The organism is Mesorhizobium sp. WSM3864 (genome assembly GCF_002294955.1).
In the GTDB taxonomy this organism is placed as follows: Bacteria; Pseudomonadota; Alphaproteobacteria; order Rhizobiales; family Rhizobiaceae; genus Mesorhizobium.
Genome location: NZ_NSGD01000032.1, coordinates 1 through 18147, shown reverse-complemented (window position 1 = coordinate 18147; position 18147 = coordinate 1). Strand labels below are relative to the sequence as shown.

Here is an 18147-nt window from a genome sequence, read left to right as displayed (position 1 = left end):
AATGCTGCGGCTGCGTGACGCGCGACATCGACGGCTTCATGATCGTCCACCGCTCGCGCCCAGGGTGACGAGAAGCTCGTCCAGTTGCCCGAACGTCTCGCCCATCGCCTCCGCCGCACCGGTGCCGGCAGCGTCGAGAGCCTCCTTCGAGGGATAGAGCTCGTGCAGGACCAGCAGCGTCTTGCCACCTTTTTCCTCGAAGGTCACCGTCGTGACGGGTCCACCCTCACCGCCTTCCTCATTGGTCCAGACGAGGCGCGAGTGCGGTGTCACTTCGATGTACCTGCCGAAGAACTCGTCAAGGTTTGAGCCATCGTGGCCGAACGCCAAACGGTACCTGCCCCCGACACGGACATCCATCTCGCAGGAACGCAGCACCATTCCCATCGACTTCGGCGCCCACCACTGCTTGAACAGCTCAGGCTTGGTCCACGCCTCGAACACGATGCGCGCCGGAGCGTTGAAGGTTCGCGTGACGACGAGCTCGCGGTCCGACGTCCGTTCCACAGTCGTGCGGTTCTGCATCGGTGTGGCTCACTCCCTTTGCTTGCGTCCATCGACCTTCTCCTTTCGTTTCAGTTCCTCGACCACCTTGTCCAACCCGTCGAAGCGTGCGTCCCAGAGCTGGCGGTACCTCTCGATCCATGCCGCCTCTTGCTCCAGCCCGCGCAGGCCGAGCTTGCAGGTCCGCACACGCCCGATCTTTTCCGTGCTGACGAGCCCCGCTTGCTCCAAGACACCGACGTGCTTCTTCATGCCCGTGAGGGTCATGTGGAACTTCTCGGCCAGTTCCGTGATCGAAGCGTCCGCACGGCCGAGCTGCTCCAGCACGCCGCGTCGGGTCGCATCCGAGAGCGCGGCGAATGAAGCATCGAGGCGGGTCCTGATATACTGAACCATATGGTTCAGTATTAGCGCACAAATTACCGCCATGCAAGGAAACGAAAGCGCGTCGCGCTGAAACGGATTCAGGCGACGTGCTTTAGGCACGCACAACGAAAAACGGCGGAGAAACCTCTCCGCCGTTCGAATTGCCTGGAAATAGACCTGCGGTCAGCTATCTGCGTCGGCGACTGCCGGCTCGCCGGCGCCGCCTGCCGGCTCACCGGCGCCGTTCTCGCTCGGCGCTGCATTTGCCTCTTTGGCGGCAGTCGCGCTGCCGCTGTCCGCGACGTTGCCGCCATCGGCGGCGCTGTCCGCCCGGCCGGCATTGCTTTCATCGGCATTGCCCTGCTCGGCGCTATGGCCCTGCTCGGCATTGCCGCGACCGCGACGTGGACGTCTCTGCCGACGCCCACCGCCATTGTCCGTGCCGGCTTCGTTGCGCTCGGCCTGGGCGGCAAGGCCCGCAGGCGAGAAGCTGTCGAACAGCGGAGCCTGCTCGGCCGCAACGCCGTCTTCGGCGGAGCCCTCCGGCTTGGCCTGCGCCTCATTGCGGCGGCTCTGATCGATCTGCTGGCCGCCATGTTCGCTGCGCTCTCGCTGACCATTGTCGCCGCGCTGACCATTCTGACCGTACTGGCCATAGCCGCCATTGCGGCGGTCGCGGTGTCTGTCACGACCATTATTGTCGCGCCGGTTGTTGTCGCGGCCGTTTTCCTGGTTGTAGGCGAGTTCCGCCGGCGTGCCTTCGATCACCGGCTGCGGCCCGGAACCGTTCGCGGCGGCCTGCGACTCGCCGGCATTTGCGTTGCCGACCGTGTCGAACTCGTCGCGATCCTCATCGACGTCGTCATCGAAGTCGTCGCGGTTCTGCTGGGCGTTCTGGATGGGCATCTGCGCCTGCGCGGCCGCGATGATGCGATTGTAGTGCTCGGCGTGCTGGAGATAGTTCTCCGCCATCACCCGGTCGCCGGAGCTTTGCGCGTCACGGGCGAGTGCGGCATATTTTTCGGCGATCTGCTGAGCCGATCCGCGGATCTTCACGTCCGGACCGTTGCTCTCATAGTTGCGCGTCAGGGGATTGGGCCCCTTGCGGTTGTTGTTGCCACCGCCGCCATTGTTGTTGCGACCGCGCATGCGCCTGTTCTGCTGTTGTGGCCTCATTCGACTCTCTTCATGTGAATTTTCTAAAACTCGTCGCGAACGGTGGCGCTCATGCAGCCGACCGTTTCGTTTTTTCACCGGCGTTCGCCCGCATCGATTGCGTTGGCGCCACGTGCCATCCTGTTCCGGTTACATCACTTGCCGGACGATTCCCGCACGAAGCATGGGCGTCGTTTGCGCAAGGAGGCAGCTATTTCCAAGGAAAACCGAATCGCTAAGAGCACTGCCTGCTTCGTCTCATCCGGTTAAGCCGGAACCTAGCTGCATTCCCTAATATTGCCAAGCGTTTTTTCGCACTGCATCAGGGGTTTCAACGCTCAAACACCAGAACCCTGTCGTTTCCGCCGAGATCGCGTCGCGCCTCCGGCAGCCTGTAGCCGGCTGCCGCGAAGATCGCGGTCACCTCGCTTTGCTGCGTATGGCCGATCTCGACCGCTACCTTGCCTTGCGCTTCCAGAAATCCTTCCGCCTCTCCGGCGATGATCCTATAGGGGATCAGCCCGTCCACACCGCCATCAAGGGCCTGGCGTGGATCGAAATCGCGGACCTCGTCCTGCAGATTTCCAATGTCTCGACTGGGTATATAGGGTGGATTCGCGGCAATTAAATGGTATCGGCCCGAAACTTTTTCGAACCAGTTGGAATGCAAGGCCTTGAAGCGCCCGCCGAGCCCCAGATCCGCGGCGTTTCGCGTGGCGGTCGCCAGCGCGCCGGGCGAAATATCAACGCCGGTCGCGGTCGCGGCCGGAATCGCGCTGAGCAGCGCCAGCGCGATTGCACCGGTTCCGGTGCCGAGATCGAGAAGACGGCACTGGCCAAGCCTTTCGGCCGTCGACTTGGCGAAGGGCAGGATCGCGTCGACCAGCGTCTCGGTATCGGGGCGCGGCTCCAGCGTGTCCGGCGACAGCGACAGCCGCAGCCCATAGAACTCGCGATAGCCGAGAATGCGATGCACCGGCTCACCTGCGACGCGACGCCTCAGGGCCGCCTCGATTGCCGCAAGAGCCGCAGAATCCACCGTTCGGCCCGGCTCCGCGATAGCCTGGGTGCGCGTGGTTTCGGAAAAATGCTCGACGATCAGCCTGGAATCGAGCGCCGGATCGGCAATGCCGGCGGCAGCGAGCCGCTCCCTCGCCGCGCGCAGCAGCGGTCGAAGTGCCGAGGGCAAAGGATCAGCCATCAATACCCATGTCGGCGAGCAGCTTCGACTGATGGTCGGCGATCAGCGCGTCGATCACCTCGTCGAGCTCGCCCATCATCACCCGGTCGAGCTTGTAAAGGGTGAGGTTGATGCGGTGGTCGGTGACGCGTCCCTGCGGGAAATTATAGGTGCGGATGCGCTCCGAGCGGTCGCCCGAGCCGACCTGCGATTTTCGCGACGACGAGCGCTCCTCGTCCGCGCGGCTGCGCTCCAGGTCATAGAGCCGCGCCCGTAAAATCTGCATGGCCCGCGCCCGGTTCTGGTGCTGCGACTTTTCCGCCTGCACCACCATGATGCCCGTCGGCAGATGCGTGATGCGCACCGCCGAATCGGTGGTGTTGACGTGCTGCCCGCCGGAGCCGGACGCGCGCATGGTGTCGATGCGGATGTCCTCTCCCCGGATATCGATATCGACCTCCTCGGCCTCGGGCAGTACGGCGACCGTCGCCGCCGAGGTATGGATCCGCCCGCCGGCCTCGGTTTCCGGCACGCGCTGCACGCGATGCACGCCGGATTCGAATTTCAGCTGCGCGAACACGCCCTTGCCCGACACCGAGGCGATGATTTCCTTGTAGCCGCCGACTTCGCCTTCGCTCGCCGAAACGACCTCGAAACGCCAGCCGCGCGAGGCGGCGTAGCGCTCATACATGCGAAACAGATCGCCGGCGAACAGGGCCGCCTCGTCGCCGCCGGTGCCGGCGCGGATTTCGAGGATGGCGTTCCTGTCGTCGGCGGCATCCTTGGGCAGGAGCAGAATCTGGATATCCTTCTGCAGCACCTCGATGCGCTCCTTAACCTCCGGCAGGTCGGCCTCGGCCAGCGCCCGCATCTCGGCATCGATGTTCTTGTCGGCGAGCATCGCCTCGAGGTCGGCCTGTTCCTGCTCGGCGGCGCGCAACGCCCGGATCTTGCCCACCATCTCCTGGATCTCGGCATATTCGGAAGCCATTTTGACATAGGCATCGGCCGACGGCCCTGCCGACATCTGCGCTTCGAGCATGTCGAAACGCTTGACGACTTGGTCCATGCGGTCGCGGGGCAGGTTGATCATGGGCTTGGGACTTCGGTGGACTTCACGTCAGGACGAGTCGAAACTGGCGAATTTCGAGAACCGGAGCGGAATGTACATTTAGGTACATGAGCACCGGAAGCGCAGAAAATCGACATTCAGACCGCCCTCACGTGAATCTAGAGCGGAATGGAGCGGTCGTCGGCAAAGGCTTGCAGCAGCGCCCGCATTGGCGTTCCTTGGGCGGGGGCCATCAGATTGTCCTGGAAGAAGGCTTCCAGCTCCTGCAGCGGCAGTTCAGTCAGCATCGCCTTGACCGGGCCGATCGAGGCCGGCGACATCGAGATCGAGCGGAAGCCGACGCCGATCAGCGCCATCGCCGAGATTGGCTTGCCCGCCAACTCGCCGCACAGCGTCACCGGCGTATGGTTGCGCGCGCCGGCGTCGGCGATCTGCTTCAGCACGCGCAGGAACGGCGCCGACAGCGTGTCGAAACGGTCGGCAAGCTGCGTGTTGCCGCGGTCCACTGCCATGACGAACTGGAAGAGGTCGTTGGAACCGACCGAGACGAAGTCGACCGCCTTCATCAATTCGTCGAGTTGGAACAGCAGCGACGGCACCTCCAGCATCGCGCCGAGCTTGAGGCTCGTCGGCAAATGATGCGCAAAACGCGACAGGTGCCGGACTTCGCGGTCGATGATCTCGCGCGCCTGCGCGATTTCCGACAGTTCCGTCACCATTGGCAGCATCAGCTTCAGCTCACGCCCGCCACAGGCCTTGAGCAGCGCGCGGATCTGTGTCCTGAGGAGACCGGGGCGGTCGAGAGTGAGGCGGATCGCCCGCCAGCCGAGTGCCGGGTTTTCCTCTTGCACCGCGCCCTTGAAATAGGGCAGCACCTTGTCGCCGCCGATATCGATGGTACGGAAGGTGACCGGCTTGCCGCGCGCCGCCTCGAGCACATCGCGATAGAGCCGCTCCTGCGCCTCGGCGCGCGGAAAGGTCGAGGCCACCATGAACTGCAATTCGGTGCGGAACAGGCCGATGCCGGCCGCTCCCGATTCTGAAAGCTGCGGCAGGTCGACGGCAAGGCCGGCATTCATCAGGAGATCGACGGGGACGCCGTCCTTGGTCAGCGACGGCTTCTTGCGCAGTTCGCGATAGATTTCCTGCCGCCGAGCTCGGAAGCGGACCTTTTCGGCATAGGCGGCCTCGAGGTCGGACTGCGGCCGCAGGTGAATGGTGCCTTCCTCGCCGTCGACGATGATGGCATCGCCGTTCTCCGCCATGGAGACGGCGCCCTTGACCTGGCCTGCGACCGGAATGCCCATGGCGCGCGCGACGATGACGACATGGCTGGTGGCGGCGCCGTCCTCCAGCACCAGGCCGCGCAGCTTGTCCCTCGGATAGTCGAGCAGTTCGGCCGCACCCATCGAGCGGGCGACGATGATGGCATCCTTTGGCAGCGAGGCCGCGACATCCTCCGGACCGCGCCCCATCAGCTGGCGCAAGAGCCGGTTGGCGAGATCGTCGAAGTCGCTCATGCGCTCGCGCAGATAGGGGTCCGTCATGTGCAGCATGCGTGCGCGCATGTCGCTCTGCACCTTCTCGACTGCCGCTTCCGCAGTCAGGCCGTTGCGGATCGCCTCTTCCAGCCGGCGCACCCAGCCGCGGTCGTTGGCGAACATGCGATACGCCTCGAGCACCTCTCGATGCTCACCCTCGAAAGCGACGTCCCGGCGCTCGAGCATGTCGTCGATCGACAGCCTCAGCGAGCCGAGCGAACGGTCGAGGCGACGCACCTCCTCCTCGCTGTCCTCGTTGAACAGGTTGGTGACGACGATGCGCGGCTCGTGCAGCACGACATGGCCAAGCCCGACGCCTTCGTTGAAGGCAAGACCGGTGAAGCTTGCCGGACGGCGCAGGTCAAGTTCGAGCCCCGGCCGGGTGAGACGGGCAAGATCGCCGGTGGCGACCATCTCGGCGATCACCATCGCCGTCGTTTCCAGCGCCTCGACCTCGTCGTCGCGATAGTGGCGCATGGTCTTGTTCTGCACCACCAGGACGCCCAGCGTTCGCCCTGCCCGCAGCACCGGCACGCCGAGGAAGGAATTGTAGATCTCTTCGCCCGTCTCCGGCAGGTAGGCGAAGGCCGGATGCTCCTGCGCGTTGGAGAGATTGAGCGGCCGCGCGCTGGCGGCGATGGTGCCGACCAGGCCTTGCCCGAGCCTCAACTGCGCCAAATGGACGGCGGTGGGGTTCAGACCTTCGGTGGCGTAGAGCTCCAGCACCGAATCGGCGCGCAGCACATAGAGCGAGCACACCTCGGCGACCATGTTGGAGGCGATGTCGCGCACGATACGGTCGAGCCGCTCCTGCGGCTCCAGCGGCTCCTGCATGAGCTCGCGGAGCCGTCTCAGCAGAACGCGCGGGCCACCGGCCATGTCACGCATCGCGGCTTCTTCTCCAATGGGCACGTTGCCCGCCGTAGCTTCCGCCGCGGCCGGCGCTCACGCAATAACGGACTCAGTTCTTGCTATTGCTTATCGAGCCCGTAGACGGAATGCAAAGTACGAACTGCAAGTTCCGTATAGGGACCGTCGATCAGTATCGAGATTTTGATCTCGGAGGTGGTGATCGCCCGGATATTGATCGCTTTATCGGCCAGCGCCTTGAAGGCGGTGGCCGCGACGCCGGCATGGCTTCGCATGCCGATACCGATGACCGAGACCTTCGACATGCCGGCTTCCGACTGCACGACGTCGTAGCCGACATCGGCCTTCAGCCGCTCGAGCACTGCCAGCGCCTTGTCGATGTCGCCCGACGGTACCGTGAAGGTCATGTCGGTGAATTTGCCGTCCTCGGAGATGTTCTGGACGATCATATCGACATTGATGTTGGCCTCGGCCAGCGGGCCGAAGATGCCGGCGGCGACGCCTGGGCGGTCGCCGACGCGGCGCAGCGAGATCTGCGCTTCGTCCTTGGCATAGGCAATTCCGGTGACGACCTGCTGTTCCACGATCTCTTCCTCGTCGCAAATAAGCGTTCCGGGCGGATTGAGCAAATCCCCCATTCCGGGCGCGTCGGGATCGTCGAAGGACGACCGCACAAAGGTACGCACCCTGTGCACCATGGCAAGCTCCACCGACCGTACCTGCAGCACCTTGGCGCCGAGCGAGGCCATTTCGAGCATTTCCTCGAACGAAATCTTGGCCAACCGCCGGGCTTTCGGCTCGATGCGCGGATCAGTCGTGTAGACGCCGTCGACATCGGTGTAGATGTCGCAACGGTCGGCCTTGACCGCGGCCGCGATCGCCACGGCACTGGTGTCGGAGCCGCCGCGGCCGAGGGTCGAGATGCGGTTGTCCGGGCCGATGCCCTGGAAGCCGGCGATGACCGCCACCTGGCTCTCGCCGAAGCGCTTGATCAAGAACGCGCCGTCGATGTCGAGGATGCGCGCCGCGCCATGGGCGTTGTCGGTCTTGATCGGGATCTGCCAGCCCTGCCAGGAACGGGCATGGACACCCATGTTCTGCAGGGTTATCGCCAACAGGCCGGCCGTGACCTGCTCACCGGAGGCGACAACGGCGTCATATTCGCGCGCGTCGTGCATGGGCGAGGCCTCGCGCGTCCAGCCGACCAGCTCGTTGGTCTTGCCGGCCATGGCCGAAACCACCACGGCGACCTCATGGCCGGCATCGACCTCGCGTTTCACATGGCGCGCCACATTGCGGATGCGGGCGATGTCGGCGACCGAAGTTCCGCCGAATTTCATCACAATGCGCGCCATGGAAGCGAGATGCCTTTGACTGAAGCCGGCTTGGGGCCGGAAAACGGAAACTGCGCCCGGACCAGCCGAGCCGAGGAAATGCGCGGCCTCCTTAGCTAAAACAGCAAGGCTTCGCAAGCGAGGGCGCAGGAGAAGCGGCCTTGGCGCGATTTTGAAGTCTCCTGGCGGATTCCAGCCGCGCAATGCGATAAACTTGGCAAATTCGATGGAGGAATTCATGATCGAGACGCTGGAGATCGTGACCTTCCGCCTCAAGCCGGATGCTGCGGCTGGTTTTGTTGCCCAAAATGGCGTCGTTACCGACTGGCTGGCGCACCAGCCCGGTTTTCTCAGCCGCCATCTTGGCGAGCGCGAGGACGGAAGCTGGGTCGACGTCGTGCGCTGGCAAAGCCTTGAACAGGCTCAGGCGGCGGCACAGCGCATCATGGCCGAGATCGGCGATTGCGAGGCCATGCGGGCGATCGAGCCGGCCAGCGTGGCCATGAGTCATGCCGCGGTCGCGCTGTCGGCCTAGGTTCGACCGTCCCTCGTCTCGCTGCGGCTGGTTGGCGGCAACGGAAAAAACCTGCCTTGACTTTCGCTGCCGGGGACCCGACTTCCTAGCGTTCCCCGACTTGCTGGCGTTCGAGGAGACCCGCCCCATGCCTGAGCCCCGCCGATCGACCATAGATGCCGGAGAAGTCGAACGCTTCTCCGCCCTTGCCGCCGAATGGTGGAACCCGAACGGCAAGTTCCGGCCGCTGCACAAGTTCAACCCTGTGCGGCTTGCCTATATCCGCGACCAGGTGGCGGCGCGCTTCGGCCGCGATCCGCGCGCGGCAAGGCCATTCGAGGGACTGCGCTTCCTCGACATCGGCTGCGGCGGCGGGCTCTTATGCGAACCGATGGCGCGGCTTGGCGCGGAAGTGGTCGGTGCCGACGCCTCGGCCACCAACATCGAGGTCGCCAAGCTGCACGCAGCCGAGGTCGGCGTCACTGTCGACTATCGCGCCACCACGGCCGAGGCGCTGGCCGCCGCCGGCGAGACATTCGACGTTATCCTCAACATGGAGGTGGTCGAGCATGTCGCCGATGTCGATCTCTTCGTCGCCAAATGCAGTGAGATGGTCCGGCCCGGCGGCATCATGTTCGTCGCCACCATCAACCGCACGCTGAAGGCGCTTGGCCTTGCCATCATCGGCGCCGAGTATGTGCTGCGCTGGCTGCCGCGCGGCACGCATCAGTTCGGCAAGCTGGTGCGGCCGGAGGAGTTGGCAAAGGCGCTTGGCGCGGCGGGGCTGACCATCGTCGACCGGACCGGTGTGATCTATCATCCGTTGGCCGACCGCTGGCAGAAATCCAGGGACATGGACGTCAACTACATGGTGCTGGCCGAAAAAGCCTCGGTCTGAGGGCCAACGAAGCGTTTACGCCGCCTGCCTTTGCAGCTTCTGGCTTGGCTGGCTCTGAGCCTTGGTGGTGATGAGCACGCCGGCGGTGATGATGGCCGCGCCCAGCCAGGTCTGCAGCTGATAATGCTCGCGGAGGAAGATCGTGCCGGCAAAGAGCCCGACCGCCGCCGCCACATAGCCGATCTGGCTAAGATAGACCGGCCCGCCGACCGCCTGCAGCCGGAAGAAGAAGGCAAACATCGCCGATGCCGACGCCACCTGGGCGGCGACCACCAGCGGCACGCCGCCGAGCGGAGCAAATGCCTGCCAGCCGAGCAGCGTCAGGTTGCCGATGAGAAGCAAGGTTGCCGACGCCAGATGGCTGCCGACGGCGAGCTCGATCGGACCGGTGTCCTCGGGCCAGTCGATGGTGCGGTAGATGTTGCCGGCGGCGAGGCTGACGGGGATGAGAAGGCCGACCGCCACCCAGAAATATTCGGCCGGCTGGCCGGCCTCCCCACGCGTCAGCGCGACCATCACCGCACCGATAAAACCAACGATAATGCCGATGACGCCGAGCAGGTTCGGTCGCCGCACGCAAAGCAGGATCGAGAACACCAGCGTGATGACCGGCGACAGCGTGAACATGATGCCCGTGTAACCCGCGCCGAGATGCGGGATGGCCGAGAACATCAGCAAGTTGGGAAAGGCGTAGGAAATGGCTGCGGTGATGAAGAAATAGCGCAACTTGTGCGCCGTGAGCCGGATGCGCTGACCGAGCAGCAGAAGCGTTATCAGCAACACGCCGCCGGCACCGAACGAGATCACGAAAGCCCAGACCATTGCCGGGACACCGGCCGCCGTTGCCAGCTTGCCGAAGGGGAGCGTCATGCCGAGCAATCCGCCGGTGACGATCAGAAGACCCAGTGCGGAGTCCCAGAGCAATTTCATCTGCGTGATCCTGTGGCTACGCGGCCAAGCTTGGCGGCCGCTCCAACTTGGGATAATATAGCGTAAAGATTCTCAATGTCAAGATACTTTACGGTGAGGCACATGGACCGTGCGGCAAAAGCGATGGAGCAATGGCGCAAGGAACGGCCGGACCTCGACGTCTCGCCGATGGGAGTGATCGGGCGACTGAACGAAGCGTCTTCGCTGATCGCGCGCGACCGGCTCGCGCCGCTCTTCGCCCGTTTCGGCCTGCAGCAGGGCGAATTCGACGTGTTGGCCACGCTTCGCCGCTCCGGCGCGCCTCACGCGCTGACGCCGACCGAGCTCTACGAGGCGACGATGGTGACCTCCGGAGCAATGACCGCCCGGCTCGACCGGCTGGAAAAGGCGGGCCTGATCCAGCGCGCGCCGCATCCCAGCGATCGCCGCGGCGTTGTGGTGCAACTCACCTCGAAAGGCCTCGAACTCATCGATGAGGCCCTTACCGCCCACGTCGCGAATGAGCATGAAATCCTCGCCGGTTTGGCGCCAGAGGACCGGAAAATGCTCGCGACACTGCTGAAAAAGCTGATCGGAACTCTTAGTTCCGGTCCTCCGGAAAGCTCGGGATCGGCATGAATTCGACGCCGTCCTCGGCGAGGCTTTTCGCCTCGTCCGGCGTGGCCTCGCCATAGATGCCGCGCGGATCGGTCTCGCCGAAATGGATCTTGCGCGCTTCCTCGGCGAACTTGTCGCCGACATAGTCGGCATTCTCGCGCACCTTGTCGGCGAGCGCCTTGAGCTGTGCCAGCGCCTGTTTCTGCGCGTCGCCCATGGCCAGCGCCATCTTCTCCTGCTTGCGTGAGGTGGAGACGGCCGGCGCCATCAGCGCCTTCTCGACCTTGTGCGAGCCGCAGATCGGGCAATCGACGAAACCGCGTTTCTTCTGCGTGCCAAAGTCGTCATTGCTGCGGAACCAGGCTTCGAATTCGTGCTCGTGTTCACAGATGAGCGAAAAACGGATCAAGAGGCTGCACCCCTGAGACGCGGCGCCTCGCCGGCATTGACGGTGAAATCCCGCGCGTTCTTGAGATTGGGAATCTTGCGACGCGCCGCAGCCGACTGCGCCGGGTCGATCTCGGCGACGATCACTGCGGGCTCATCATGCGCGGCCTCGGCGATGATGCGTCCCCACGGATCGACGATCAGCGAATGGCCGTACGTCTCGCGGCCGTCCTCGTGCAGGCCGCCCTGCGCGGCCGCGATGAGATAGGTGCCGTTCTCGATCGCGCGTGCCCTGAGCAGCACGTGCCAGTGCGCCTCGCCGGTCTGGCGGGTGAAGGCCGCAGGCACCGAAAGCACCTGGGCCCCCGCCAGCGCTTCGGCACGGAATAGCTGCGGGAAGCGCAGGTCGTAGCAGACGGCAAAGCCCAGCTTCACGCCGTTGATATCGGTGACGACGCCCTCTGTTCCCGGCTCGTAAGAGGCGGATTCGCGCCAGCTCTCGCCGTTGTCGAGGTCGACATCGAACATGTGGATCTTGTCGTAATTGGCGATCATGGCGCCATCGGGCGCGAACAGGAACGCCCGGTTGGCGAGCTTGCCGTCGGCGCGCAGGATGGCCGTCGAGCCGACATGCAGGAAAATGCCGAGTTCCTGCGCAAGTTTCCGCGCCGTCGAAACGACGACGTCCTTGTCTTGGCTGGTGAAAGCGGCGGCACCCGCCTGCTTGTCGCGGATGAGCGCGCCGGTCATTTCCGGCGTCTGCACGTAGGTGGCGCCCTGCTGTGCAGCCTCGCGGACCAGCCTTTCCATATCAGCCGCGTTGCGCTCCGGGCTGGTGCCCGAACGCATCTGCACCGCCGCCGCCTTGAAAACACCCATGATCAAACCCTCACCCCGTTGGCAAGCAACACGTCCAGCCGGCCCTCGGACTCCAATTCATGGAGGTCGTCGCAGCCGCCGACATGCGTGTCGCCGATGAAAATCTGCGGAAAAGTGGTGCGCCCATGCGCCCGCGAAATCATTTCCTGGCGCAATTCCGGCGAGAACGACGCGTCATGCTCGGTATAGGCTACACCCTTGCGCTCGAGCAACCGCTTGGCGGCGGTGCAATAGCCGCACATCATCCGGGTATAGATCGTCACATCAACCATCGATCAGCAATCCTGCCTGTGCCCATCGCCCAACGGTTATGCGAAAGCGACATGCACCAAAACAACAACTTAAGCCCTATATAGTTGCAGACTCATCGGCCCGGAAGTCCCCCGGCAGGACGCGGGCAAAGGTCAGCACGTCGACCGCTCCGGCGCCGCCTTTCTTCAGCGCCTTGGCCACCGACCGCACCGTGGCGCCGGTGGTGAAGACGTCGTCGATGACGAGCACCCTTCGGCCGGCGATCTCGATTTCCGCCTCGGGCCGGACGCGGAAGGCGGCGCGCACATTCTCCTCGCGTTCGTGCCGCTCCAGCCCGACCTGCTGGCGGGTGAGTTTTACGCGCCTCACCGCAGCCGGCGCGAAAGGCAGGCCGCTCAGCTTCGAAACCGCCCGTGCCAGCTCCGCCGACTGGTTGAACTGCCGCCGGAAGAAGCGTCGCCAATGCAGCGGCACCGGGACCACGACATCGGCTTCAGCGATCAGTTCGGCGCCGGCGCGCATCATCCAGCGCGCCATCCAGGGCGCGAGATCGGTGCGATCCTGGTATTTCAGCCCTTGCACCATCTGGCGCGCGACCCCTGAATAGACGACCGCCGCCCGCGCCCGCTCGAAAGGCGGCGGATCGGCGATCGCTTCGGCGGAAAGAAAACCGTCGCCCATGTCATGCGTGAACGGCGTGCCCATAACCGGACACCAAGGCTTCTCCAGCAGCCGAAGCTTCGGCCAGCAGGCGCCGCACAGCACGCCAGGCTGCGAGACGTGGCGGCGGCAGCCGGCACAGACCGGCGGAAACAACAGGCGCGCCGGCCAGCCCAGAGCCTGCCGCGCCATGTCCTTCATCGCAATGGTCTTGATCTTGCGCACCGGATCGGCCACGTGAAGCGAAACCCCGCGCCACCATAGCATCGGTCCGGCATGCGCCGACAACAGGAATAACCCATTGCAGCCTTTGATCGACACGGAGCTCTGGCTTGCGCACAAGCGCCGGGCGCTGATGCACCCGGTCGACGGAGCCGATTTCCTGATGCGGCGGGCAGCCGAGGACCTTGCCGACCGGCTGGGCGCCGTCGAGCGCAAATTCGGCAAGGCGGCGGCGCTGTTTTGCCAGACATCGGCTGCGGCCAGGGTGCTCGCCGGCAGCGGCAAGGTGGCCGACACAGTGCGCGTGGAAACAGACGGTGCCTTCCTTGCCGGAGAAGCCGGCATGGTCGCCCCGGCGGAGACCGTGCCGTTCGAGGCGGAGAGCCTCGATCTTGTCGTCTCGCTGCTGTCGCTGCAGGCGATGAACGACATCCCCGGCGTGCTGGCGCAGATCCGCCGCGCGCTGAGGCCCGATGGGCTGTTCCTCGGCGCTTTGGCCGGTGCCGGCACGCTTTCCGAGTTGCGCGAGAGCCTGCTTGCCGCCGAGACCGAGCTTTACGGTGGCGCGAGCCCTCGCGTCCTGCCGTTCACCGATGTGCGCGACGCCGGCGCGCTGCTGCAGCGGGCCGGCCTGGCGCTGCCGGTCGCCGACGTGGAGATGGTCACGGTGCGCTACGATTCGCTGTTCGGGCTTGCCGCCGACCTGCGCGCCATGGGCGAGACCAGCCCGCTTTTGGACCGCAGCCGGCGTCCCGCCACCCGGCGGCTGTTCGCCCGCGCCGCCGAAATTTATGCCGATCGGTTTTCTGACCCGGACGGCCGCATCCGGGCAAGCTTTTCGATTGTGTGGATGTCCGGCTGGGCGCCCGATGCCTCACAGCAGAAACCGCTGAAGCGTGGCTCGGCCAAGGTCTCGCTGAAGACGATCCTCGAGAAGCCGACGGGGCACTGACCATGCGCGCCGCGGTCTGACCGATGCGGTCAGTGCTGGGCAAAGGCGTTGGCAAGCCTGCTGTTGTTGTCGGAGAACAGCCACTGGATCGCGTCGGCGGCCTTGCCGACGCCGCCGACGATTACAAGCGACAGCACGGCAACGATCAGGCCGTATTCGATGGCCGTGGCGCCTGATTCATCTTCTATGAATTGCTGCAGCAGGTTTTTCATGGTCATCGATCCCTCTTGGCGGGAACCATAGCGCCTACCCGTTAAGAAAGGTTAACGGTAAAAGCTTAACGGGCGGTGAAATAGTGGTTTCTTGCTGAATTTATTAACCAATTAGCACTCGCCGTAGCGGCTGCCATCGTTGCGGATTACGCAAACGGAACTTGGCAGCGGCTGCAGCACGCTTCGCCGCAGGGTGTAGGTATCGCGGCGACCGATCGAACCGGTGCTGCTTAGGTCGAGTCCGCCGGTCAAGCTCTCGCGCGCGCCCTGCGGACGCAGCTGACTGTCCAGGAAAGGCGTCGCGATCAGAGCCAGCGCCACCGCGGCCGACCCGAAAAGCAGGGTGATCCGCAAGATACCCATGCCGGCATCGGCGGCGCGGAAAGCGCGGTCGGGCCGGATCGAGTCCCATTCTCTGTCGAGGCTCATGGATTGGCTCCAATCAAAATCGGCATGCCGCCACGCGGACGATTCGCGTCAATTTTCCATGTCGAGATAAATCTTCCATTAACGCTGCTTAAAGCAGACGGAGCAAACGGCAGCTTGGACTGCGTTTGGTGAAAACGCTGAACGGCTGTGACGATCACAAGAGATCGATGAGGAACTGGATCAGCGGCGCGTCCGCCGGCGGCATCGGGTAGTCGCGCATCTGGCGCGGCCTGACCCATTTCAGCCCCTGCCCTTCCCTCGGCTGCGCGATGCCGCGGAAGCGCCGGCAGATGTAGAGCGGCATCAGCAGGTGGAAATGGTCATAGCTGTGGCTGGCGAAGGTGAGCGGCGCCAGGCAGGGGATCTCGGTCTCGATACCGAGCTCCTCATGCAGCTCGCGCACCAGGCATTCCTCGGGCGTCTCGCCTGGCTCGACCTTGCCGCCCGGAAACTCCCAAAGGCCGGCGAGCTGCTTGCCCTCGGGACGCTGCGCCAGAAGCACGCGTCGGTCGGCATCCACCAGCGCGCAGGCCGCGACAAGAAGCAGGCGCTTTCCGGCTGGCGTGATCTCGCTCATGCGTCCGGCCGCCGGCGATAATGGTAGCGATAGACTTCCTCGAAGCCGAGCGACCGGTAGAGCGACAGCGCCGCAACATTGCCGGCTTCCACCTGCAGCCAGGCTTCGCGCGCGCCGCGCAGCCTGGCCCATTTCAGCGCCGACAGGATGATGTTGCGGCCATGGCCCTTTTTGCGCGCCGATTTTTCGGTGGCCACCTCGAACAGGCCGGCGAGATCGCCGTCGTGGACGCAGATCAGCGTTGCCAGCGGCTCATTGCCGTCCTCGAGCGCAAACAGCCCCGCCTCAGGCTGGATTGCGCCGATGACTTCCGAGAGGCCGGCTCGCAGCGAGGCGTCCGAGCCGTTCGTCCTGATCGCCGCGCCGATGAAGCGGCTGATGTCTTTCAGCGGAATCTGGTCCATCGCGGCGTCGAGTTGCGCCTCCTTGAGCGGCAGACGCATCACCACCGATTCGTCGAACCGGCTCCAGCCTGCATCGTCGAGATGCGTCGACAGCACCTGCCCCGAAAGCGGCGACATACGAAAGGTCAGCGGCCGGCCGTAAGCCTCGAAGCGACGGCTGGCGCGCACGATGCGTTCGGCAATGGCATGCGTGTCGCCGGGATCGAGCGGATTGACCGAATTCAGGCGCTTCGCCGGATGGCCCGCCGTCAGCCGCACCAGCCATGTCCCGTCATAGTGAACGGCCGCCGCCGGCCAGGCGCGAAAGCCCGCCGCCTCGTAGCGGCGCGCGATCGCGAGCACGCTTGCCGGATGCGTCGACACCGGTGCCATCAGCTCCGGTAGTCGCCATTGATGGCGACATATTCCTTGGTGAGGTCGCAGGTCCACACCGTCGCCTTGCCGCGGCCGATGCCAAGGTCGGCGCGGATGCGGATGTCGTCGCGCTTCATATAGGCCGAGGTCGCTTCTTCCGAGTAAGCCGGATCGCGCTCGCCCTCATGCGCCAGCCGGTTGTCGCCGAACCAGATCGACAGCCGGTCGCGGTCGGCAGGCTCGCCGGCCTTGCCGACGGCCATGACGACGCGGCCCCAATTGGCGTCCTCGCCGGCGACCGCCGTCTTGACCAGCGGCGAGTTGGCGATCGAAAGCGCGACGCGCTTGGCCGAGCGCGCGGATTTGGCGCCGGTGACGGTGACCTCGACCTGCTTGCGCGCGCCTTCGCCGTCGCGCACCACCTGCAGCGCCAGCGACTTCAGCACCTTGCCGAGTGCGCGGCGGAAGGCGCCGAGCCGCGCATCTTTCGGGTCGCTGATCTGGGGCGCGCCGCGCGAACCAGCCTTGCCGGTGGCGAAGAAGAGCAGCGTGTCGCTGGTCGAGGTGTCGCTGTCGACGGTGACCGCGTTGAAGGTCTTTGCCGTGCCGCGCGACAACAGATCCTGCAGCACCGGGGCTGCGATCGGCGCGTCGGTGGCGATGAAGGAGAGCATCGTGGCCATATCGGGCGCGATCATGCCGGCGCCCTTGGCGATGCCGTTAATGGTGACGTCGGCGTCGCCGAGCTTCACCATCTGGGTCGCCACCTTCGGATAGGTGTCCGTGGTCATGATGGCCTTCGCCGCCTCGGTCCACAGGTCCGGCTTGCCGTCCTTCACCAGGCCGGCGAGCAGATGGCTGAATTTGTTGGTGTCGAGCGGCTCGCCGATGACGCCGGTCGAGGCCAGGAACACTTCGCTCTCGGAGCATCCGGCGGCCCTCGCCGCCGCCTCGCCGGTCAACGCCGTCGAAGCGCGGCCTTTCTTGCCGGTGAAGGCGTTGGCATTGCCGGAATTCACCACCAGCACGCGCGCCTTGCCGGCGGACAGGTTCTGGCGGCAGTAGTCGACCGGCGCCGAGGGGCATTTCGACTTGGTGAAGACACCGGCGACGGCCGTGCCGGGATCGAAGACCATGGCAAGCAGATCGGTGCGATTGCGATATTTGATCCCGGCCTCGGCGGTAGCGATGCGCACGCCCTCGATGACCGGCATCTTGGGATATTTCTTCGGTGCGAGCGGCGAAATCGTTGCGGACATGGGACCCCGGAGCGGCAGAACGCAAATAGGAGGCCGGTTTGCCCGATAGCGCGCGCTGGCGCAAGAGCGTTCTGGCCGCGCTTCATGGGCTCTTTCGGGGTGCGCGGCATAGCGCGCGCCTGAAATGCGAAAGGGCGCCCTAAGGCGCCCTCAGACTGCTGACGAACCCCGTCGATTTTCGGCGGGGTTTTGTTTTGCAGATTGATTGCGCTTGGGAAATTGGTGGCGGGAGCGGATGTCAGGAGGCCGCCGACGCAGATTTGGCCTCAGGCGAGGACCGGTTTGGGCTTTGGCCAGAGGCTGATTGCGATCTTTTTCATGTTCTGGGCGGCGGCTGCGATCAGGCACTGGCAGGCGACGCGGGTTCGCCCTCGGAAGCGGGCGTAGCGATGGCCGAACAGCTGCTTGGCATCGGCGAAGGATCGCTCGACCGTCTCCTTGCGACGCCGGTAGATGGCCTTGCCCCAAGCCGTGAGCCGGTTGGCATCGACGCGCTCGCGTTGATCCTGCCAGACATGGCGTGTGATGGTGCGCTCGGCCTTGGCGTTTGAGGTGCAGGAGGCCAGCAGCGGACAGTCGCGGCAGATGGCCGGATCGCT

The 18147-nt window shown here is 64.7% G+C and carries 22 protein-coding genes; 4 read left to right on the top strand and 18 right to left on the bottom strand.

What is annotated here, in order from left to right; all coding sequences use genetic code 11:
- Positions 1–36 precede the first annotated feature (36 nt).
- The 7 genes from CK215_RS29215 to CK215_RS29185 all read right to left on the bottom strand — a co-directional run bounded on the left by CK215_RS29215 (position 37) and on the right by CK215_RS29185 (position 8043).
- Complete coding sequence (locus tag CK215_RS29215; RefSeq protein ID WP_095832982.1) at positions 37–525, bottom strand: SRPBCC family protein; 489 nt, start codon at positions 523–525, stop codon at positions 37–39.
- Positions 526–534: 9 nt separating this feature from the next.
- Entirely contained in the window at positions 535–900 is a 366-nt protein-coding gene (locus tag CK215_RS29210; protein WP_095832981.1) for a helix-turn-helix domain-containing protein, read from the bottom strand.
- 153 nt (positions 901–1053) lie between these two features.
- Positions 1054–2019, bottom strand: a complete 966-nt coding sequence (locus CK215_RS29205) for a DUF4167 domain-containing protein (protein ID WP_245418866.1) — start codon at positions 2017–2019, stop codon at positions 1054–1056.
- Positions 2020–2356: 337 nt separating this feature from the next.
- The gene (gene prmC, locus CK215_RS29200; RefSeq protein WP_095779381.1) at positions 2357–3226 is read right to left on the bottom strand and encodes a peptide chain release factor N(5)-glutamine methyltransferase; all 870 of its coding nucleotides are present in this window, start codon (positions 3224–3226) and stop codon (positions 2357–2359) included.
- Positions 3219–4298 (bottom strand): peptide chain release factor 1, encoded by a 1080-nt coding sequence (prfA, locus tag CK215_RS29195; RefSeq protein WP_095832980.1) that lies wholly within the window; start codon positions 4296–4298, stop codon positions 3219–3221. Before prfA ends, prmC begins: the two co-directional genes overlap by 8 nt.
- Positions 4299–4435: 137 nt before the next feature.
- Positions 4436–6706 carry a phosphoenolpyruvate--protein phosphotransferase gene (gene ptsP, locus CK215_RS29190; protein WP_095832979.1) on the bottom strand — a complete coding sequence of 757 codons (2271 nt, stop codon included), beginning with the start codon at positions 6704–6706 and terminating at the stop codon, positions 4436–4438.
- Positions 6707–6789: 83 nt separating this feature from the next.
- Positions 6790–8043, bottom strand: a complete 1254-nt coding sequence (locus tag CK215_RS29185) for an aspartate kinase (RefSeq protein WP_066990093.1) — start codon at positions 8041–8043, stop codon at positions 6790–6792.
- Positions 8044–8260: 217 nt separating this feature from the next.
- On the opposite strand from CK215_RS29185, the gene CK215_RS29180 reads away from it, so the two are divergent.
- Together CK215_RS29180 and ubiG are read left to right on the top strand one after the other, a co-directional pair.
- Positions 8261–8557, top strand: coding sequence for an antibiotic biosynthesis monooxygenase (locus CK215_RS29180; RefSeq protein ID WP_170950432.1), 297 nt, complete (start codon positions 8261–8263; stop codon positions 8555–8557).
- Between the two features lie 127 nt (positions 8558–8684).
- Positions 8685–9434 (top strand): bifunctional 2-polyprenyl-6-hydroxyphenol methylase/3-demethylubiquinol 3-O-methyltransferase UbiG, encoded by a 750-nt coding sequence (ubiG, locus tag CK215_RS29175; protein WP_095832988.1) that lies wholly within the window; start codon positions 8685–8687, stop codon positions 9432–9434.
- A 15-nt stretch (positions 9435–9449) separates the two neighbouring features.
- Here ubiG and CK215_RS29170 read toward each other — a convergent pair whose 3' ends face one another.
- Positions 9450–10364, bottom strand: a complete 915-nt coding sequence (locus CK215_RS29170; RefSeq protein WP_095832977.1) for a DMT family transporter — start codon at positions 10362–10364, stop codon at positions 9450–9452.
- A 102-nt stretch (positions 10365–10466) separates the two neighbouring features.
- Between CK215_RS29170 and CK215_RS29165 the strand changes: the two genes are divergently transcribed.
- Positions 10467–10982, top strand: a complete 516-nt coding sequence (locus CK215_RS29165) for a MarR family transcriptional regulator (RefSeq protein ID WP_095832976.1) — start codon at positions 10467–10469, stop codon at positions 10980–10982.
- On the opposite strand, the gene CK215_RS29160 is transcribed toward CK215_RS29165, so the two are convergent.
- The 4 genes from CK215_RS29160 to CK215_RS29145 all read right to left on the bottom strand — a co-directional run bounded on the left by CK215_RS29160 (position 10945) and on the right by CK215_RS29145 (position 13376).
- Complete coding sequence (locus CK215_RS29160) at positions 10945–11370, bottom strand: DUF1178 family protein (protein ID WP_066990107.1); 426 nt, start codon at positions 11368–11370, stop codon at positions 10945–10947. The two genes, CK215_RS29165 and CK215_RS29160, sit on opposite strands and share 38 nt — an antisense overlap.
- The gene (locus CK215_RS29155) at positions 11367–12227 is read right to left on the bottom strand and encodes a carbon-nitrogen hydrolase family protein (protein ID WP_095779376.1); all 861 of its coding nucleotides are present in this window, start codon (positions 12225–12227) and stop codon (positions 11367–11369) included. Before CK215_RS29155 ends, CK215_RS29160 begins: the two co-directional genes overlap by 4 nt.
- Positions 12228–12229: 2 nt before the next feature.
- Positions 12230–12499 carry a glutaredoxin 3 gene (grxC, locus tag CK215_RS29150; protein WP_095779375.1) on the bottom strand — a complete coding sequence of 90 codons (270 nt, stop codon included), beginning with the start codon at positions 12497–12499 and terminating at the stop codon, positions 12230–12232.
- A gap of 76 nt (positions 12500–12575) precedes the next feature.
- Complete coding sequence (locus CK215_RS29145; RefSeq protein WP_095779390.1) at positions 12576–13376, bottom strand: ComF family protein; 801 nt, start codon at positions 13374–13376, stop codon at positions 12576–12578.
- 64 nt (positions 13377–13440) lie between these two features.
- Here CK215_RS29145 and CK215_RS29140 point away from each other — a divergent pair, with 64 nt between their 5' ends.
- Complete coding sequence (locus tag CK215_RS29140) at positions 13441–14313, top strand: methyltransferase domain-containing protein (RefSeq protein ID WP_095832975.1); 873 nt, start codon at positions 13441–13443, stop codon at positions 14311–14313.
- A 29-nt stretch (positions 14314–14342) separates the two neighbouring features.
- On the opposite strand, the gene CK215_RS29135 is transcribed toward CK215_RS29140, so the two are convergent.
- The 6 genes from CK215_RS29135 to CK215_RS29110 form a co-directional block, all read right to left on the bottom strand.
- Complete coding sequence (locus tag CK215_RS29135) at positions 14343–14531, bottom strand: Flp family type IVb pilin (RefSeq protein ID WP_082953632.1); 189 nt, start codon at positions 14529–14531, stop codon at positions 14343–14345.
- 105 nt (positions 14532–14636) lie between these two features.
- Positions 14637–14954, bottom strand: coding sequence for a hypothetical protein (locus tag CK215_RS29130; RefSeq protein ID WP_067319072.1), 318 nt, complete (start codon positions 14952–14954; stop codon positions 14637–14639).
- Between the two features lie 154 nt (positions 14955–15108).
- A complete protein-coding gene (locus tag CK215_RS29125) occupies positions 15109–15531 on the bottom strand; it encodes a (deoxy)nucleoside triphosphate pyrophosphohydrolase (RefSeq protein WP_066990121.1) in 423 nt (140 codons plus the stop codon).
- Positions 15528–16307 carry a GNAT family N-acetyltransferase gene (locus CK215_RS29120; RefSeq protein WP_170950431.1) on the bottom strand — a complete coding sequence of 260 codons (780 nt, stop codon included), beginning with the start codon at positions 16305–16307 and terminating at the stop codon, positions 15528–15530. The genes CK215_RS29125 and CK215_RS29120 overlap by 4 nt, the downstream gene beginning before the upstream one ends.
- Positions 16307–17548, bottom strand: a complete 1242-nt coding sequence (argJ, locus tag CK215_RS29115; RefSeq protein ID WP_095832974.1) for a bifunctional glutamate N-acetyltransferase/amino-acid acetyltransferase ArgJ — start codon at positions 17546–17548, stop codon at positions 16307–16309. Before argJ ends, CK215_RS29120 begins: the two co-directional genes overlap by 1 nt.
- Before the next feature lie 266 nt (positions 17549–17814).
- On the bottom strand, positions 17815–18147 hold a 333-nt coding region (locus CK215_RS29110; RefSeq protein ID WP_141245571.1), incomplete at its 5' end, for a transposase.

Coding starts and splice junctions, on each gene's coding strand:
- CK215_RS29215 (WP_095832982.1), bottom strand. CDS start 525: ATGCAGAACCGCACGACTGTGGAACGGACGTCGGACCGCGAGCTCGTC.
- CK215_RS29210 (WP_095832981.1), bottom strand. CDS start 900: ATGGTTCAGTATATCAGGACCCGCCTCGATGCTTCATTCGCCGCGCTC.
- CK215_RS29205 (WP_245418866.1), bottom strand. CDS start 2,019: ATGCGCGGTCGCAACAACAATGGCGGCGGTGGCAACAACAACCGCAAG.
- prmC (WP_095779381.1), bottom strand. CDS start 3,226: ATGGCTGATCCTTTGCCCTCGGCACTTCGACCGCTGCTGCGCGCGGCG.
- prfA (WP_095832980.1), bottom strand. CDS start 4,298: ATGATCAACCTGCCCCGCGACCGCATGGACCAAGTCGTCAAGCGTTTC.
- ptsP (WP_095832979.1), bottom strand. CDS start 6,706: ATGCGTGACATGGCCGGTGGCCCGCGCGTTCTGCTGAGACGGCTCCGC.
- CK215_RS29185 (WP_066990093.1), bottom strand. CDS start 8,043: ATGGCGCGCATTGTGATGAAATTCGGCGGAACTTCGGTCGCCGACATC.
- CK215_RS29180 (WP_170950432.1), top strand. CDS start 8,261: ATGATCGAGACGCTGGAGATCGTGACCTTCCGCCTCAAGCCGGATGCT.
- ubiG (WP_095832988.1), top strand. CDS start 8,685: ATGCCTGAGCCCCGCCGATCGACCATAGATGCCGGAGAAGTCGAACGC.
- CK215_RS29170 (WP_095832977.1), bottom strand. CDS start 10,364: ATGAAATTGCTCTGGGACTCCGCACTGGGTCTTCTGATCGTCACCGGC.
- CK215_RS29165 (WP_095832976.1), top strand. CDS start 10,467: ATGGACCGTGCGGCAAAAGCGATGGAGCAATGGCGCAAGGAACGGCCG.
- CK215_RS29155 (WP_095779376.1), bottom strand. CDS start 12,227: ATGGGTGTTTTCAAGGCGGCGGCGGTGCAGATGCGTTCGGGCACCAGC.
- grxC (WP_095779375.1), bottom strand. CDS start 12,499: ATGGTTGATGTGACGATCTATACCCGGATGATGTGCGGCTATTGCACC.
- CK215_RS29135 (WP_082953632.1), bottom strand. CDS start 14,531: ATGACCATGAAAAACCTGCTGCAGCAATTCATAGAAGATGAATCAGGC.
- CK215_RS29130 (WP_067319072.1), bottom strand. CDS start 14,954: ATGAGCCTCGACAGAGAATGGGACTCGATCCGGCCCGACCGCGCTTTC.
- CK215_RS29125 (WP_066990121.1), bottom strand. CDS start 15,531: ATGAGCGAGATCACGCCAGCCGGAAAGCGCCTGCTTCTTGTCGCGGCC.
- CK215_RS29120 (WP_170950431.1), bottom strand. CDS start 16,307: ATGGCACCGGTGTCGACGCATCCGGCAAGCGTGCTCGCGATCGCGCGC.
- argJ (WP_095832974.1), bottom strand. CDS start 17,548: ATGTCCGCAACGATTTCGCCGCTCGCACCGAAGAAATATCCCAAGATG.